A 16,284-nucleotide genomic window follows, 5' to 3' on the forward strand; every position below is an offset into this window, starting at 1 on the left:
TCAAAACACGTGAGATGGGTCAGGCCTCCCATTTCCCACAAGTACCTCAAACTTCTTTTCCTCCCTGGCTTAAGAAACCTTCCGCAATTATCACCGCTGCCATGGAATCCACACGCGGATCGGCTTTCTGGATACCGGTCCGTTCTCGCGCCTCGCGGGTGCTTAGGCGCTCATCCACCAGCCAGACTTTCATGCCAAAGCGGCCTTTCAGACGGCCAGCAAATTTCTTTGCCCGGGCAGTGGACTCGCTTTCGCTGCCATCCATGTTCAGCGGCAAGCCCACGACCAGGGCTTCCGGCTCCCATTCTTTCAACAGCGCAGCAATATCATCCCAATTGGGCTGGGTATTTTTGCAGGGAAGGGCTTTCAGGGGAGAGGCGGTGCCGAGCAGCTCATTACCGCTCGCCACACCGATTTTTTGTGTGCCGTAATCGAAGGCCAGAATCATGGGGAGCAGTGAACAATGAACAGTGAATAGTGAACAGTGGCGCGACAAGCTAATTGTGCTTTTGAAAGCTTATCTGCCGCGCACAATCTCTCAGCGCGGCCTGCCGCCTTGAAGAAAAAACAAACCGATCTCGCGTCACTGTTCACTGTTAACTATTCACTATTAACTGTTTAGCTGTGTCCCGCCTGCGTGGCGATCAGACTCATGTCCACGCCGATGCAGGCTGCGGCATCATGCCAGGCATGTTCAAAGGGGGTATCCAGGACCAGTTCGCGACTGGCCGGGGTGCTCAGCCAGGCGTTCTCCACCAGCTCCTGTTCCAGCTGCCCCGCTTCCCAACCCGCGTAACCGAGGCACACCAGGGATCGGTCCGGACCTTCGCCCACCGCGATGGCTTCGAGGATGTCACGACTGGTGGTCAGCATCAGGCCATCGCTGAGCAGGATGCTGGATTCCCAGTGAGTGGATGCCTCATGGAGAATGAACCCGGCTTCCTGCTGCACCGGACCACCCGCCACCACGCGGTGCCGCTCGGAGGGGGGCACTTCGATTTCGATGTCCATGTCTTCAAGAATATCGCCCAGGCTGATCTGTACCGGGCGATTGAGGGTCAGCCCCATGGCGCCTTCGCTGCTGTGCTCGACGATATAGGTGACGGAATGTTCGAAGTTGGGATCGGCCATCTGTGGCATGGCCACCAGCAACTGGTGTTTGAGGCTTGTGTTGTCCATGGGGACAGTATCCGGTGCCGGGGGTGGAGCTGCAAGCAGGAAGCGAGTGACGAGTTTCGAGGAGCGAAAACCTTCAGGCCTTGCCGCACCGAGGTTTAGCCTTTCGAAACTCGCTACTCGCAACTCGAACCCTGATTTTCGCTCAACACGTTGAGCCTCCTACCGCGGCTTCGGTCCTGGCGTGCTGCGTGCTGCGTGTTGCGTTACTTCGACGACACCTTGCGGGTGCTATCGAATTTCCAGGTGCGGATGATTTCCAGCACATCCATATGCTGGCGCATTTCGGGGGTGAAGGTGTCGAAGGGCGCGGCAAGGCGCACGCTCTGGATCGCGGCCTGATCCAGGAACTTGTGGCCGGACGATTGCAGCACCCGTACTTCCTTGAGGCTGCCATCCTTCTTGATGGCCACCATCAGGCGCACCGCACCAAAGGTATTGCTGTTGAGGGCCTGGGCGGGAAAGTTGCGGGTTCCCATGGCCTCCACCTCGCGGCGAAAACTGTCGATGTACTGGGCTTCGTAGTGGGCCTTGGCGGAAACCGAGGTCAATCGGCGAATGCGCGGGCGCTTGGCGTAGGCCTGCTTCTGCTCGGCCAGCCGGGCCTGCAGGCTGGCGATCTGCTGACTCATATCCAGCAGATTTTCCTGCTCGGCCACCTTGAGGGGTTTGTTGTCCGCCTTTTCTTTTTGCTCCGCCTGCACTTTCTGCTCACTTTCACGGGCGGTGGTGATCACCAACAGCTGGGACTGACGATCTCGCTGCTGGCGAGTGGTCTTTTCCTTGAGCTGGACATTTTCCAGCTTGCTGTCGGCGAAATCAGCCTGCTCGGTGGTAGTCAGCTCCTGTTTTTCGGCCAGGTCTCCGGAGCCCTGCTGGTTGCTCTGGGCAATAAAGTCGGCCTCATCCGGTTCGTCATCGCTGCGGAACTGGGACAGGGTCACTTCCAGGGTATGGGGTGCCGCACGCGGCTTCTCCGGCGCGAAGTTGACCCCAAAGATGAGAATGCCGTGAAATGCCAGCGCCAGAAACACGGTAAAGGTGAGGCGATCAGAGGCACTGACGGGTGAGTTGGCTGCCATGAATTCTTCTTTTCACTACTGCTTATTGTGTTTTTTCCGCAAGCACTCTCCGTGCCCCCGGGCATACCATCACATGAGAATACACTGGTGTAAGCGAGTTTCGAGTCTCGAGTTGCGAAAACCAGGCCTGCGTGGTACCGGGTTTGGCCTTTCGAAACTCGCTTCTCGTGACTCGTTACTTTCTTTTCGTTACTTCTTTTCGCCTGCAGGCAGGCTCCTGCGGTAGAGGCGGTCAGGACGCGTCCCGCACCGCCAGCAGGGCATCAAACAGCTGCCCGGCAATGTTGATATCAAAAATCGCATCCAGCTCGCGGATGCAGGTGGGGCTGGTGACGTTGATTTCGGTGAGATAGTCACCGATCACGTCCAGCCCCACGAAATATAGCCCTTTGCGCTTCAGGGTGGGCCCGACCTGTTCGCAGATCCAGCGATCACGGTCAGTCAGCTCGCGCCCCTGGCCAGTACCGCCGGCGGCCAGATTGCCCCGCAGCTCGCCTTCCTTGGGAATCCGCGCCAGCGCATAGGGCACCGGCTCGCCATTGATCATCAGGATGCGCTTGTCGCCATCCTTGATCTCGGGCACGTAGCGCTGGGCCATGATCGGCGTCTTGCCGTGCTGGGTCAGCACTTCGATCACTACCGAGATATTCGGGCTGTCCTTGCGCACGCGGAAGATGTTGCTGCCGCCCATGCCGTCCAGCGGCTTCATGACAGTGTCATCGAATTCCCGTACAAAATCCCGCAGCAGGCCCGCCTGGCTGGACACCAGCGTCGGGGTGCAACACTGGGGAAAGTCCGTGGCGAACAGCTTTTCATTGCTGTCACGGACACTGCCAGGGCGATTCACCACCAACACGCCTTCCCGCTCCGCCTTCTCCAGCAAATAGGTGGCGTAGATGTATTCCGTGTTGAAGGGCGGGTCCTGACGCATCAGGATAATGTCAAAATCCGCCAGGTCCTGGTTCACGGTATCGGCTAGACGGTACCAATCGTCGTTATTGTCGGTCACAGTGACTGCCCGTGTGGCCGCAAAGCTGCGACCATCGCGCACGTAGAGATCGCCAGGCTCCATGTAGAAGAGAGACCAGCCACGGCGCTGGGCCTCCAGCATCATGGCAAAAGTACTGTCTTTCCAGGGTTTGATCTTGGCGATGGGGTCCATCACCACGCCGATTTTCAGGCTCATGGGATCTCCACAGATAGGGGTGCGAGCCGGGCAATATTAGCAGTGCCAGCAGGGGATCGCCATGCGGGAAACCACCGTGTGGCGCGGGGGAGTTTTCCCAAGTTTCATAGGGTCTTATAGATTGATTGTAGAATCTGTGTTAAAAACTTTCCTTGGGCTGACACCGCCACAGGACCCGCCCAACGCATTATTAGAAAGGCCAAAAATTACAACAAGTTGCGGCCAATTACGGTTCACGGTTAAAGGCAGTTTCCATGACTGACAATTTCCAAGACCTCAAGGTGATGGTTATCGACGATTCCAAGACGATTCGTCGAACCGCGGAAACCTTGTTGAAAAAAGCAGGTTGTGAAGTGATCACCGCCACCGATGGCTTTGACGCCTTGGCCAAAATCGCCGACACCAGGCCCAACATCATCTTCGTGGACATCATGATGCCGCGACTGGATGGATATCAGACCTGTGCCCTGATCAAGAACAACAGCGCCTTCAAGTCCACCCCTGTGATCATGCTGTCTTCCAAGGACGGCCTGTTCGACAAGGCCAAGGGGCGTATCGTGGGTTCTGATGAATACCTGACCAAACCCTTCTCCAAGGATGAACTGCTCGGCGCAATTCGCCAGCACATGGCAGGTTAGGCAGCACCTTTGCTGACCGGATAGAGGAAAAGATGGCTCGAATTCTTATTGTTGATGACTCTCCCACCGAAACCTACAAGTTACGGGAGATTCTGGAAAAGCACGGCCACGAGGTTCTCGAGGCTGCCAACGGCGCCGATGGCGTGGCCATGGCCCGCTCCGAACTGCCTGAACTGGTCCTCATGGATGTGGTGATGCCCGGCCTGAACGGCTTCCAGGCTACCCGTCAACTGACCAAGGGCGCCGATACCGCGCATATTCCCATCGTGATCGTCACCACCAAAGATCAGGAAACCGACCGTGTCTGGGGGAAACGCCAGGGCGCCAGGGACTACCTGACCAAGCCGGTGGATGAAGATCTGCTCCTGCAAACCGTCGACCGCCTGCTGGCCGACAGCTGAACCGCAAGGAGCCATGAATGAGCGCTAGCGCTTCCGCCGCCTACATCAAGCTTGCTGAATACCATCAGCGTTGCCGGGAAAAGGCCAAAGACCTGCCCATGCAACAGGATGCGGTGAGCTACTGGAGTGGCGTGGGCTTTGTGCTTGATGGCAAGAAATACGTTGCACCGATTGATGAAGTATCCGAAATCCTCACGGTGCCGGCCTATACCCATATTCCTGGCGCGCAAAGCTGGATGAAGGGTATCGCCAACGTACGTGGCCGCCTGATGACCGTCATGGATCTCAGCGGCTTTCTGGAAAAAAGTTCACCGATTCAGGAAAAGCGGCGTCGACTGCTGGTACTGGATCAGGACGACCTCTACACAGGCATGACCGTGGATGAGGTGTTGGGGATGCAGCATTTCCCCATTGATGAATTTGTCGAATCACTGCCGGTCAGTGATCCCAGCGTGACAGGTTATGTCCGTGGGGCCTATCGGCGCGACGGGGAGTACTGGTCCGTGTTCAGCCTGTCCCGGCTGGCAGAGGACCCGCGTTTCATGCAGGTGGCCCGCACAGGCTAACCGCATTGCGCGTACTTTGGGGTACATAAGAAGAGTGAACGCCAGGCCAGGAGCCAGACTATGAAGTTCAATCCGGGAGCATTTTTTGAAAAACTGCGGGGGGGTGCAGGCAGCGGCGGCAATTCGCTGAACCTTGCGCTGTATCTGGGCCTTGCCATCTTTATCGTACTGGCACTGGTCAACTTCCTCCTCTCTGCCACCACCGCGAACAAGGCCCAGGAAAATATTACCCGGGCTTCAGAGATGCGCGTAGTGTCCCAGCAGATCGCCAAGAACTCCCTTGAAGCCGCGGCCGGCAACGCCGACGCCTTCGAATTGCTGGATAAATCCCGCAAGAGCTTCCAGGAGGCCTGGGACGCAGTAAAAGACGAAAAGGTCTCCGATCCCCAGGTAATGCAGCGTCTGGAAACCCTGTGGAAAGAGGTTGACCAAAACACCGCCACCATTCTGCGAGGGGAAGATACGGTTCTGGATCTGCACGAAGTGGCAGACACCCTGGCCCAGACCATTCCTGCCCTGCAAGCCGAATATGAAGGCGTTGTCGAGATTCTCGTGACTACCGGTGCCGAACCGGAACAGATTGCTTTTGCGCAGCGCCAATCCTGGCTGGCCGAGCGTATCGTGCGATCCATCTCCAAGGTACTGGAAGGGGGCGACGGCGCGGTCATCGCGGCGGACTCCTTCGGTCGTGACGCCAGCCAGTTCGGCCGTGTCATGAACGGCATGATCGAAGGCGACAGCGCCATGGGCATCGACCAGGTGAACGACCCGGACGCCCTGGATTACCTGGCCGAGATTGCCGACCTGTTTGACGAATTCGTAAACCAGTCCGTGGATGAGATCCTGGAAACCGCGCCGGAACTGTTCCAGGTACGTAACGCGGCCGACACCATCTTCCGCCGCTCCCAGGATCTGCTGCAGGAATCCACCAACCTGAACAACCAGTTTGAGCGCTCTACCGGCAGCCTGTTCCCCTCGGTGGGTCTGGGGGCGCTGTGTGGCGCCATCGCCATCCTGCTGTTCTTCCTGATCATGGCCCAGCGGAACCGTCAGGAAGCCAGAAAGAAAGACGAACTGGAAAGCGAGAACCAGCGTAACCAGGCCGCGATTCTGCGTCTGCTGGATGAGCTGGGCGACCTCGCGGATGGTGACCTTACCGTACAGGCGACGGTAACCGAAGACTTCACCGGGGCCATCGCGGACTCCATCAACTACTCCATTGACCAGCTGCGCAGCCTGGTACAGACGATCAACAACTCGGCGGTACAGGTGGCCTCCGCTGCCCAGGAAACCCAGTCCACGGCGATGCATCTGGCCGAGGCCTCCGAGCATCAGGCCCAGGAAATTGCCGGGGCCTCTGCCGCTGTGAACGAAATGGCGGTCTCCATTGACCAGGTATCGGCTAACGCCTCCGAATCGGCGGCGGTAGCGGAACGAGCGGTAGCCATCGCCAACAAGGGCGCCGAAGTGGTACAGGCAACCATCCACGGCATGGACACCATCCGCGAGCAGATTCAGGAAACCTCCAAGCGGATCAAGCGTCTGGGTGAATCCTCCCAGGAAATTGGTGACATCGTATCGTTGATTAACGACATTGCTGACCAGACCAACATCCTCGCTCTTAACGCCGCGATTCAGGCGTCCATGGCGGGTGAAGCGGGCCGCGGCTTCGCGGTGGTTGCGGATGAAGTACAGCGCCTCGCGGAACGTTCTGCCGCTGCAACCAAGCAGATTGAAACCCTGGTTAAGACGATTCAGACCGATACCAACGAAGCGGTAATCTCCATGGAGGCGACCACCGCTGAGGTAGTGAAAGGGGCCCGCCTGGCGCAGGACGCTGGTGTGGCACTGGAAGAAATTGAGAACGTATCGAAAACCCTGGCGGACCTGATCCAGAACATTTCCAACGCGGCGCGTCAGCAGGCGGCGTCTGCGGGTCACATTTCCAACACCATGAACGTGATCCAGGAAATTACTTCTCAGACCTCTGCCGGTACCACCGCCACCGCGCGGTCCATTGGTAACCTCGCCGAGATGGCTCAGGAAATGCGTAACTCCGTAGCCGGCTTCCGCCTGCCGGAGCATTCCTGATCCGGCCTGCGCCGGTTAGGGATACAAGGATATGGGTGCTGCCGTGACAGACCGATGGTCAATCAGAAGCACGCCCGCCATGGATGCGGAGCAATTCCAGCTATGGCAGGCATTGCTGGAAGACAGAACCGGCATGACCCTGTCCGACGCACGCAAGAGTTTCCTCGAAACCAGCTTGAGCATTCGCATGCGTGAGCTGGGCTTCGAGGACTACGAAGCCTATTACGAACACCTGATGGTGGGCACCACCGAATCCCGTGCCATGGAATGGTCCATCCTGGTGGACCGTCTTACCGTTCAGGAAACCAGCTTTTTCCGTCACCAGAGCTCCTATGCACTGGTGGAGGAATACGTCCAGCGCTTTGTCGCCGAACAACCTGACAACGCCAACCTGGATGTGTGGAGCGTGGGGTGCTCCACCGGCGAGGAAGCCTATTCCCTTGCCATGCTGATCAACGAGCAACTTGCCGGCAATGATCGCAAGATGTTCTTTGGCATTACCGCCACCGACATCAGCCTGCCTACCCTGGCCAAGGCCCGTAAAGGGGAGTACGCGGCGCGCCGCGCCCTGCAGGTCGATCCTGTATTGCGGGAGAAATACTTCAAGCCGGGCGAAACAGGGCAGACTGTGGTGGTGGCACCAGAACTGAAGCAGCACATTTGTTTTGCCCGTCTCAACGTGCTCGACCTGGGCAATGCGCCCATGAACAACATGGATCTGATTTTTTGCCAGAACATGTTGATTTACTTCCGCCGCTGGCGGAAACGCCAGATTGTTAACCGGCTGGCGGAACGTTTGGCTCCCGGGGGGTTACTGGTACTGGGCCCCGGCGAAGTCACCGACTGGCAACATCCGGATCTGGAACGGGTGCATTTTGCCGACACATTGGCTTTCCGCCGCTGTAGATAACAAGAAATCTGCCTGTAGAGAAGGCAGGTTTATGTATGACAGGAGACGTCATGAGTGACCGTCACGACTATCTGGCTCTGGACTGGGTTCGCGGGGAAATCCAGGAAACCCTGAACCAGGCGCAGCAGGCATTGGAAGCGTTCGTGGAAAACCCGAGCGATGCCACCCGCATGCGTTTTTGCCAGGCACACCTGCATCAGGTGTACGGCACCTTGCAGATGGTCGAATTCTATGGCGCAGCCCTGCTCGCCGAAGAAATGGAAAAGCTGGCCCAGGCACTGCTGGAAGGCCGTGTCGGCAATGTGGCAGATGGTCAGGAGACCCTCATGCGGGCCCTGCTCCAGCTGCCTCCGTATCTGGACCGTGTCGCCAGCAACCGCCGCGACCTGCCCGTAGTCCTGCTGCCGCTGCTCAATGACCTGCGTGCCGCTCGCGGTGAATCCCTGCTGTCCGAAACCTCCCTGTTCAAGCCGGATCTCACCGATGCCACTGGCCGCGGGCAAATCCCCGCAGCACTACTCAACGATCCGCGCTTTGCCAGCCTGGCCAAAAAAATTCGTCAGATGTTCCAGATTGCCCTGCTTGGCGTGCTGCGTAACGATCGCATGGGCGAGAACCTGGGTTACATGGCCAAGGTCTTCACCAAGCTGGAGCAGGTCACCGGTGATGCCCCCCGCGCACCGCTGTGGAGTATCAGTAATGCCCTGATAGAAGGCCTCTCCGAGAACGCCATCGTGCTGGGCACCTCGGTGAAAATGATGCTGGGTCAGGTGGATCGCACCCTGCGTGACCTGACCGCCAAAGGCGCTGCCAGTCTTAACGAACCTGCGCCCACCGACCTGCTCAAGAACCTGCTTTACTACGTGGCCAAGGCCGAGGTGGAAAGCCCGCGCATCAAGGATGTGAAGGCCCGTTTCCGTCTCGAAGACGCGTTGCCCTCGGATGATCTGGTGAGCGCCGAACGCGAGCGCATGACCGGTCCGGATGCCGATGCCATTAACTCGGTGGTGGTGGCCCTCTCCGAAGAGATCACCACCGTCAAGGATGCCCTGGAAGCCTTCGTCCACAATGGCGAACGGGATGCCAGCCAACTGCAACCCCAGACCATTACCCTCAAGCAGGTGGCCGACACCGTTGCCGTGCTTGGCCTTGGCCAGCCGCGCAAGCTGGTGGAAGAACAACTGAGGGTGATGGAAGAGATCGTCGGCGGTAAACGCCCGGCCGACCGCGACCAGCTGATGGATATCGCCGGCGCGCTGTTGTACGTGGAAGCGACCCTGGCCGGCCTCTCCGGCAACGACCGCCACAGCGGCGGTGCCGGGGGCGGCGAGCCCACCACCATGCCCGGCCACGTGGGCCAGGCCATGGATGCCGTGCTGCGTGAATGCCGTGCTGGCCTGGAAGAAGCCAAAGACGGCATTGTCGAATTCATTGCCTCGCAGTGGAATACAGAGAATCTGGCACCGGTGCCGGAGCGCCTCAACGCCGTTCGCGGCGGCCTGGAAGTGATCCAGCTCAACCGTCCTGCCGTGATCCTGCGCCAGTGCGTCCGCTATATCGAGGAACAACTGCTCGAAGAGGGCCGCGCCAAGCCGGACTGGCGAAGCATGGATACCCTCGCCGATGCGATTACCTCGGTGGAATACTATCTGGAACGTCTCAGCGACGATCCGGAAACCAGCGATGACATCCTCCAGCTGGCCCGCTCCAGTGTGGATGCGCTTGGCTATCCTCTGGATTCAGAAAGTGATTTTGACAGTGGCGTCGAGGTTGAGCGCATCGAGATGAATACCGATGTGGTCATCGAAGATGGCGCCTCTGACGAAGCAACGCCCGCCGATGAAGATGACACTGTCAGTGAGCTCACTCTCGAATCCGCAGAACCGGAAGAGGCTGAAGACCTCAGCCTGGACGCTGCTTCGGATGACGACGTCGCTTTCGTCGAGGCGGATGAAGACGACATCACGCTCCCCAGCGAAGAAGCGTTTGCCGAGCCTGTTGTCGAGCCCGCCGCTGCGGAACCGGTGGCGCAAGCCCCGGCCGCCGAGGAAGACGATGACGACCTGATCGACGACGAAATCATCGAGATCTTTCAGGAAGAAGCGGGTGAAGTACTGGAAGCCCTGGACGAATACTTTCCGCGCTGGGCTGCCAATACCAGTGATGAAGAATCCCTGGTGGAATTCCGTCGTGCCTTCCACACCCTGAAGGGGTCCGGCCGCATGGTCGGCGCCATGACCGTTGGCGAACTGGCCTGGTCAGTAGAAAACATGATGAACCGGGTGATCGACAAAACCATCACGCCGACCCCGATTCTCATTGAGCTGGTGCAGACCGTACGTAATCATATCCAGCCGCTGGTGGACGCCTTCTGTACCCGTCAGCCGGACCCGTTTGACCCAAAACCACTTTCTGATGCGGCTGACACCCTGGCCGCTGGCGGCCAGATTGATGCTATTCCCAGCGTTACCGGAGAGGCCGCACAGAGTCCGGCAGACGATATTGTCGAGCCTGCCGACGACACGACTGAGGTCTCTGCGGAAGCCGACGATCTGGAGCTGGTCGAGTTCGACAGCGACGAGGAGCAGGGCGAAGACGACACCCTGACCCTCGACACCCTGCCGAATGTCGAGATCGAAGACGCCTCGCCGGCACCCGCCGTAAGCTGGGAAGACGCTGAAGACGAAATCACCCTGGAAGCGTTCGATAACGAAGACGACCAGGCGGAGGACAGCATCACGCTGGACCTGTCGGAAGAGGACAGCGCCGGCGAGGATGACACCCTTGAAATCACCGCGCTGGCGATGGATGACGGCGAAGATGGCTCATCTGAATCCATTGAAATGGTGGAGTTCGAAGCCAGTGATGAGCTGGCCGATATCCCCGACCTGTCCGCTGAAGACGAGAACGGCGACGCACCCGACCCGGTACTGCGCGAGATCTTCGCCAGCGAGGCGCGCCGCAATCTGACTCTGGTCAGCACCTGGCTGGACAGCCTGGACAGCGACCTGTCCGAGCATGATGTGGATGACGAAGTGCATCGCGCCCTGCATACCCTGAAGGGCAGCGCGCGTATGGCCGAGATCGAAGCCGTGGCGGAAGTGGCCGAACCGGCTGAGAAACTGATCCGTGACCTGATCAGCAACAACCGCCGTGCCACCACCGAACAGGCCGAGCTGGTGCGCCAATCCTGCCAGTTGATTGAACGCAATCTGGACAATCTGGACCTGGCTCACTTGCCCGGTGCCGAGCCCTTGATCGTTGCCCTGCAGCAACAACGCGACGGCCTCACCGGCAACGACACCCCGGCGCCCAATACGGATCCGCACATCCTGTCCGTGTTCCTCTCTGAGGGCATGGATCTGATCGTGGACGCCGAACAACTACTGGCCCAGTGGGCTCAGCACCCTGAAAAAACCGAAGAGCTGGTGCGCCTGCGTGATGAGCTGAAGCTGCTCTCCAACAGCGCCGCCACCGCAGGGCTGACCGAAATCCATCAGTTGGCAGCCGCCCTGGCCGATACTTACAGTGCCGTCGAGAACAGGCATCTGGCCTATAGCGATGTGCTGTTTGGACTGGTCAGTGAGGGGCAGGATGCCCTCATGAACATGATGGACTGCCTGGCCGCCGGCCAGACAGTGCGCCCGGAACTGGGTCTGGTGGATTCCCTGCGGGAACTGACCGAAGGAGGCCCGGATGATAATGGCCCCGATGGTGGCAAGCCCGCGCCGCTGGAGATGTCCGAGCCCACCAGCGAGAGCATCGCTGAACCCATTGATGTCCCCACCAATGACAATGGCGATTATCAGGCTCATCTGGATCCGGAGCTGGTCTCCCTGTTCCTGGAAGAAGCCGAAGAAATCCTGGAAACCGCCAGCAACGCCCTGGACCAGTGGGAGCAAGGCGACAGCAGCAATGTAGACAGCCTGCAGCGCGATCTGCACACCCTCAAGGGCGGCGCGCGCATGGCGGGTGTAGCGCCGGTGGGAGATCTGGCTCACGAGCTGGAAAACCTCTATGAGGGCTACAACGCAGGCCAACTGGAAGCCAACGGCGACCTGTTCGGGCTGTTGCATCGCTGCCACGATAGCCTTGCCGACATGATCGATGCCCTGCGCAGCAATGCCAGCCCGCAGGACGCGCCAGAACTGGTCAGCGCCATCCAGGCCTACATCAAAGGCGAGCCGGCCGCTCCCGTCGCGGCAGCACCCGCCTCGCCGATCATTCAGGAGCCGATCCCGGAGCCCGAACCGGTTACTCCCGCGCCCGTTGCGGTTGAGGACGCGCCCGCCACAGAGGCTCCCCCTCAACCGGAGCGAGACCCGGAGCTGGTCGAGATCTTCCTGGAAGAGGCTGACGAAATTCTCGAGTCCGCTGGCAACAGCCTGGACCTGTGGATCGGCGAGCAGGACAACCTGATTGAGCTGCAGTCCCTGCAGCGCGATCTGCACACCCTCAAGGGCGGTGCACGCATGGCCGAAGTACCCGAGTTGGGCGATCTCGGCCATGAACTGGAAACCCTTTATGAAGGTCTGGCCCAGAGCCAGCTGGCAGTGCAGCCGGCCCTGTTTGATCTGCTGCATCGCTGCCATGACCGTCTGGCGGAAATGGTCGAGGCGCTGCGCGCCAATCGTCCATTGCCCGGCGGCGAGCAGCTGATCGACGCGATCAATGGCTACGTGGCCGATCCGGCAGGCTTCACTCTGCCTGCCCTGTCTGCTGCGGCACCCGCAGCCCCAGCTCCGCAAGAGGCCCCGGCACCAGCAGAAGCCAGCGCCCCGGAAGAAGAAACCTCCGCTGCCGCCGGCGAGTCGACCGAATCGACCGATGAACATTGGCAGCCGGATACGGACCCGGAAATCCTGGAAATTTTCCTGGAAGAATCCGAAGAACTGTCCGAGATCATCGACGGTAATCTGAGCTCCTGGAAAGACCACCCGGAGAGCCGCGATTTTGTCGACGATATCAAACGCGCCCTGCACACCCTCAAGGGCGGTGCCCGTCTGGCCGGCCTGAAGCAGCTGGGTGACATCAGCCACGACTTCGAAACCTACCTGCTGGAACTGGAAAAGCGCACCGGCGCACCCAGCCAGGAAGACTTCCAGCCCATGCTCGACTGGCACGACCAGATCAGCAAAGGCATGGAAACCGTGGCCAAGGGCGCCCGCGCCAGCCAGGCGGCCAAACCCGCTCCGGCAGCTGAACCTGAAGCCGTTAGCGGCGAGCTGATGCCGGCCCCGCAAGCCGAGCAGCAGCCCCGGAAAGATGACCGCCGCCAGCGCCAGAACCAGGCCCAGCCCCAGGAAATGGTGCGGGTGGGCGCCGATGTACTGGAAGCGCTGGTTAACCTGGCCGGGGAAACCTCCATCAACCGTGGCCGGGTGGAGCAGGGGCTCACCGAGTTCACTTTCAACGTAGAGGAAATGGGTAACACCATTCAGCGTCTCTACGAACAGCTGCGCCGTCTCGATTCAGAAACCGAAGCGCAGATCATGTCCAACTATCAGCAGGGCGTGGACCGCGGTGAGTTCGACGAGGATTTCGATCCGCTGGAAATGGACCAGTACTCCGAACTCCACCAGATCACCAAGCAGCTGTCGGAGTCTGCCTCTGACTTGCTGGATTTGAAGAACACCCTGCTGGACCGCACCAAGGACACAGAAACCCTGTTGCTGCAGCAATCGCGAATCAACACCGAGCTGCAGGAAAAGCTCATGCGTACGCGCATGGTGCCGTTCACTCGCCTGGTGCCACGACTGCGCCGTATCGTCCGGCAGATTTCCGGCGAGGTGGGCAAGCGTGTGGAATTCGACGTGCTCAACCCCGAAGGCGAACTGGACCGCTCCCTGATGGAGCGCGTGGTGGCGCCGCTGGAGCACATGCTTCGTAACGCAGTGGACCACGGTATCGAAACCGCCGAAGGCCGCCAGAGCGCCGGCAAGGACAACACCGGCCGCATCAATCTTGAGCTGGGCCGGGAAGGGGGCGAGGTGGTCATTACCCTGTCCGACGACGGCAAGGGGATCGACACCGACGCGGTACGCAAGAAGGCCATCGAGCGCGGCCTGATCACCGAAGACGCCCAGCTTTCCGAGCAGGAAATCCAGCAGTTCATTTTCCACGCCGGCTTCTCCACTGCCGCCGCCGTGACCCAGATTTCCGGCCGGGGCGTGGGCATGGACGTGGTGGCCAGCGAGATCAAGCAGATGGGCGGCTCGGTGACCATTGACTCCCACAAGGGACAAGGCACCCGCTTCATCATTCGCCTGCCATTTACCCTGGCCATGAACCGCGCCCTGATGGTGAAGGCGGGCGAAGACAGCTATGCCATTCCGCTGAACCAGATCGAAGGTATCGTGCGTATCAGCCCGTTCGAGCTGCAGCACTATTTCAGCGAAGAAAACCCGGTTTATACCTACGTGGGCCAGGATTACGAGCTGGAGTATCTGGGTAACTTTGTTCACGGCATTCGCGCGCCGCATCTGGAAAACCAGAGCACGCCCATGCCGGTGCTGCTGATTCGCAGCGCCGAGCACACCGTAGCCATCGTCGTAGACGATCTGGTGGGTTCCCGCGAAGTGGTTGTGAAGTCCGTGGGTCCGCAGCTGGCCAGCGTGGCGGGCATCAGCGGTGCCACCATCCTCGGGGATGGCTCTGTGGTGATCATTCTCGATATCCACTCCCTGATCCGTGCCGCTCACGTTCAGGTGCCGACCCTGTCGGTGGAAGAGACCGCCGCGGCAACGCCGAAGCTGCCGGAAGAGCCGGCAATACCGAAGCGCGAAACCCCGTTGGTCATGGTGACGGACGACTCGGTAACGGTGCGCAAGGTGACCACCCGCCTGCTGGAGCGGAACGGCTACGAAGTGGTCACCGCCAAGGACGGGATAGACGCCATCGCCAAGCTGGAAGATATCCGCCCGGATGTCATGCTGCTGGATATCGAGATGCCACGCATGGACGGCTTCGAAGTGGCTACGCACGTGCGTCACGACAGCCGCCTGAAGGATGTACCGATCATCATGATCACCTCCCGAACCGGCGAGAAGCACCGCGACCGAGCATTCGATATTGGCGTGAACTGCTACATGGGCAAGCCCTTCCAGGAGAACGAACTGCTGTCCACCATTCGTGAACTGCTTGGCGAGCTGCAGGAAACCACGCAAGGATGACCGCACCGGGCCGCGTCGGAGTCATTGCCGACAGCACATTGCAGGGACACCTGCTCTCCAGCGCGGTCAAGGGGCAGGGCTATCAGGTGGTAGTCAACACCGAGCCCGGCAACCTGGAAGAACGCTGGTTCGATGAAGATAGCCTGGACCTGTGGGTAGTCGATTTATCCAGCGAAGACCGCTGGCAGGATTTCCTTGATCACCTGCTGGAAAACGCCAGCGCTCCCATCCTGTTTTGTGACGGCCAGGCACCTGCCCGCACCGACGCCCTCTACCCGCGCTGGGAGCGCCGCCTGGTCACCAAGCTGGTGGACTACATCGGCAAACCCCAGGTGCAGGAACGGCTGGATATCATTCCGCAGCGGGTTGCCAAGGTACGCATCCCCGAGCCGAGAGAGTTTCAGGCCATTATGCCCGCCAATCGCCCCCAGCGGGTGTGGGTGCTGGGTGCCAGCCTGGGCGGCCCGGCCGCCGTGAAGGAGTTTCTCGACTGCCTGCCCGCCAATCTGCCGGTGGCCTTTGTGCTGGCCCAGCATATTGATGGCAGTTTTCTGGATACCCTGTGTGGCGTGCTGGCCCGCGACAATCATATTCAATGCAAGGTGGCCGTCGATGGCGAGGCCCTGCGCCACGGCGAAGTGGCCATTGCCCCGGTGGATTACGCCATCCGCTTCCGGCATGACGGCCGTATTCAGTCTACTGGCGAAGCGTGGGAGGGCCCTTACGCGCCCTCCATTGATCAGGTCATCCAGAATGTCAGCGACGGATTCGGCCCGCAGGTAGGCGGCGCCATCCTGTTCTCAGGCATGGGTAACGACGGTGCCATTGCCGCCCCCAAACTGGCGGCCAGTGGCCACCCGGTATGGGCTCAGAGCAGCGATACCTGTGCCTGCAGCAGCCAGCCGGATTCAGTGCGCGAAACCGGCTGTGTCACCTTCAGTGGCTCACCGGAGCAACTTGCACAGCAGCTGGTAGAACAGGTAAGAAGAGAACTGAAGAACGTCGAAAGCTCGACCACCTGATCCGCCGGATTATGTCCGGCCTCAGGCGTCCAGCGTCATT

Annotated in this window: 11 protein-coding genes; 7 read left to right on the forward strand and 4 right to left on the reverse strand. The window is 59.8% G+C overall.

The annotated features are described in order from the left end of the window. Positions 1–46: 46 nt before the first annotated feature. The 4 genes from ruvX to gshB form a co-directional block, all read right to left on the reverse strand. Positions 47–448, reverse strand: a complete 402-nt coding sequence (ruvX, locus tag GFN93_RS02390) for a Holliday junction resolvase RuvX (RefSeq protein ID WP_153498827.1) — start codon at positions 446–448, stop codon at positions 47–49. 170 nt (positions 449–618) lie between these two features. Further along, entirely contained in the window at positions 619–1,179 is a 561-nt protein-coding gene (locus GFN93_RS02395; protein ID WP_153498828.1) for a YqgE/AlgH family protein, read from the reverse strand. Positions 1,180–1,382: 203 nt separating this feature from the next. Next, positions 1,383–2,258 carry an energy transducer TonB gene (locus GFN93_RS02400; RefSeq protein WP_153498829.1) on the reverse strand — a complete coding sequence of 292 codons (876 nt, stop codon included), beginning with the start codon at positions 2,256–2,258 and terminating at the stop codon, positions 1,383–1,385. A gap of 232 nt (positions 2,259–2,490) precedes the next feature. Beyond that, positions 2,491–3,444, reverse strand: a complete 954-nt coding sequence (gene gshB, locus GFN93_RS02405; protein WP_153498830.1) for a glutathione synthase — start codon at positions 3,442–3,444, stop codon at positions 2,491–2,493. Between the two features lie 254 nt (positions 3,445–3,698). Between gshB and pilG the strand changes: the two genes are divergently transcribed. From pilG to GFN93_RS02440, 7 genes are read left to right on the forward strand one after another with little or no spacing between them, the layout of a single operon-like run. After that, positions 3,699–4,082, forward strand: a complete 384-nt coding sequence (gene pilG, locus GFN93_RS02410) for a twitching motility response regulator PilG (protein ID WP_153498831.1) — start codon at positions 3,699–3,701, stop codon at positions 4,080–4,082. Positions 4,083–4,114: 32 nt separating this feature from the next. Beyond that, the gene (gene pilH / locus GFN93_RS02415) at positions 4,115–4,483 is read left to right on the forward strand and encodes a twitching motility response regulator PilH (protein ID WP_153498832.1); all 369 of its coding nucleotides are present in this window, start codon (positions 4,115–4,117) and stop codon (positions 4,481–4,483) included. Between the two features lie 17 nt (positions 4,484–4,500). After that, on the forward strand, positions 4,501–5,049 hold the full coding sequence (locus tag GFN93_RS02420; protein ID WP_153498833.1) for a chemotaxis protein CheW: 549 nt from the start codon (positions 4,501–4,503) through the stop codon (positions 5,047–5,049). 60 nt (positions 5,050–5,109) lie between these two features. After that, the gene (locus GFN93_RS02425; RefSeq protein ID WP_153498834.1) at positions 5,110–7,140 is read left to right on the forward strand and encodes a methyl-accepting chemotaxis protein; all 2,031 of its coding nucleotides are present in this window, start codon (positions 5,110–5,112) and stop codon (positions 7,138–7,140) included. A 31-nt stretch (positions 7,141–7,171) separates the two neighbouring features. Beyond that, positions 7,172–8,050, forward strand: coding sequence for a CheR family methyltransferase (locus tag GFN93_RS02430; protein WP_153498835.1), 879 nt, complete (start codon positions 7,172–7,174; stop codon positions 8,048–8,050). A gap of 50 nt (positions 8,051–8,100) precedes the next feature. Continuing rightward, the gene (locus GFN93_RS02435) at positions 8,101–15,222 is read left to right on the forward strand and encodes an Hpt domain-containing protein (RefSeq protein WP_153498836.1); all 7,122 of its coding nucleotides are present in this window, start codon (positions 8,101–8,103) and stop codon (positions 15,220–15,222) included. Then, positions 15,219–16,244: a chemotaxis protein CheB gene (locus GFN93_RS02440; RefSeq protein WP_153498837.1), complete on the forward strand. Its 1,026-nt coding sequence runs from the start codon at positions 15,219–15,221 to the stop codon at positions 16,242–16,244. The genes GFN93_RS02435 and GFN93_RS02440 overlap by 4 nt, the downstream gene beginning before the upstream one ends. The last annotated feature ends 40 nt before the right edge of the window (positions 16,245–16,284 follow it).

Origin of the sequence: Alcanivorax sediminis (genome assembly GCF_009601165.1) — a bacterium.
In the GTDB taxonomy this organism is placed as follows: Bacteria; Pseudomonadota; Gammaproteobacteria; order Pseudomonadales; family Alcanivoracaceae; genus Alcanivorax; species Alcanivorax sediminis.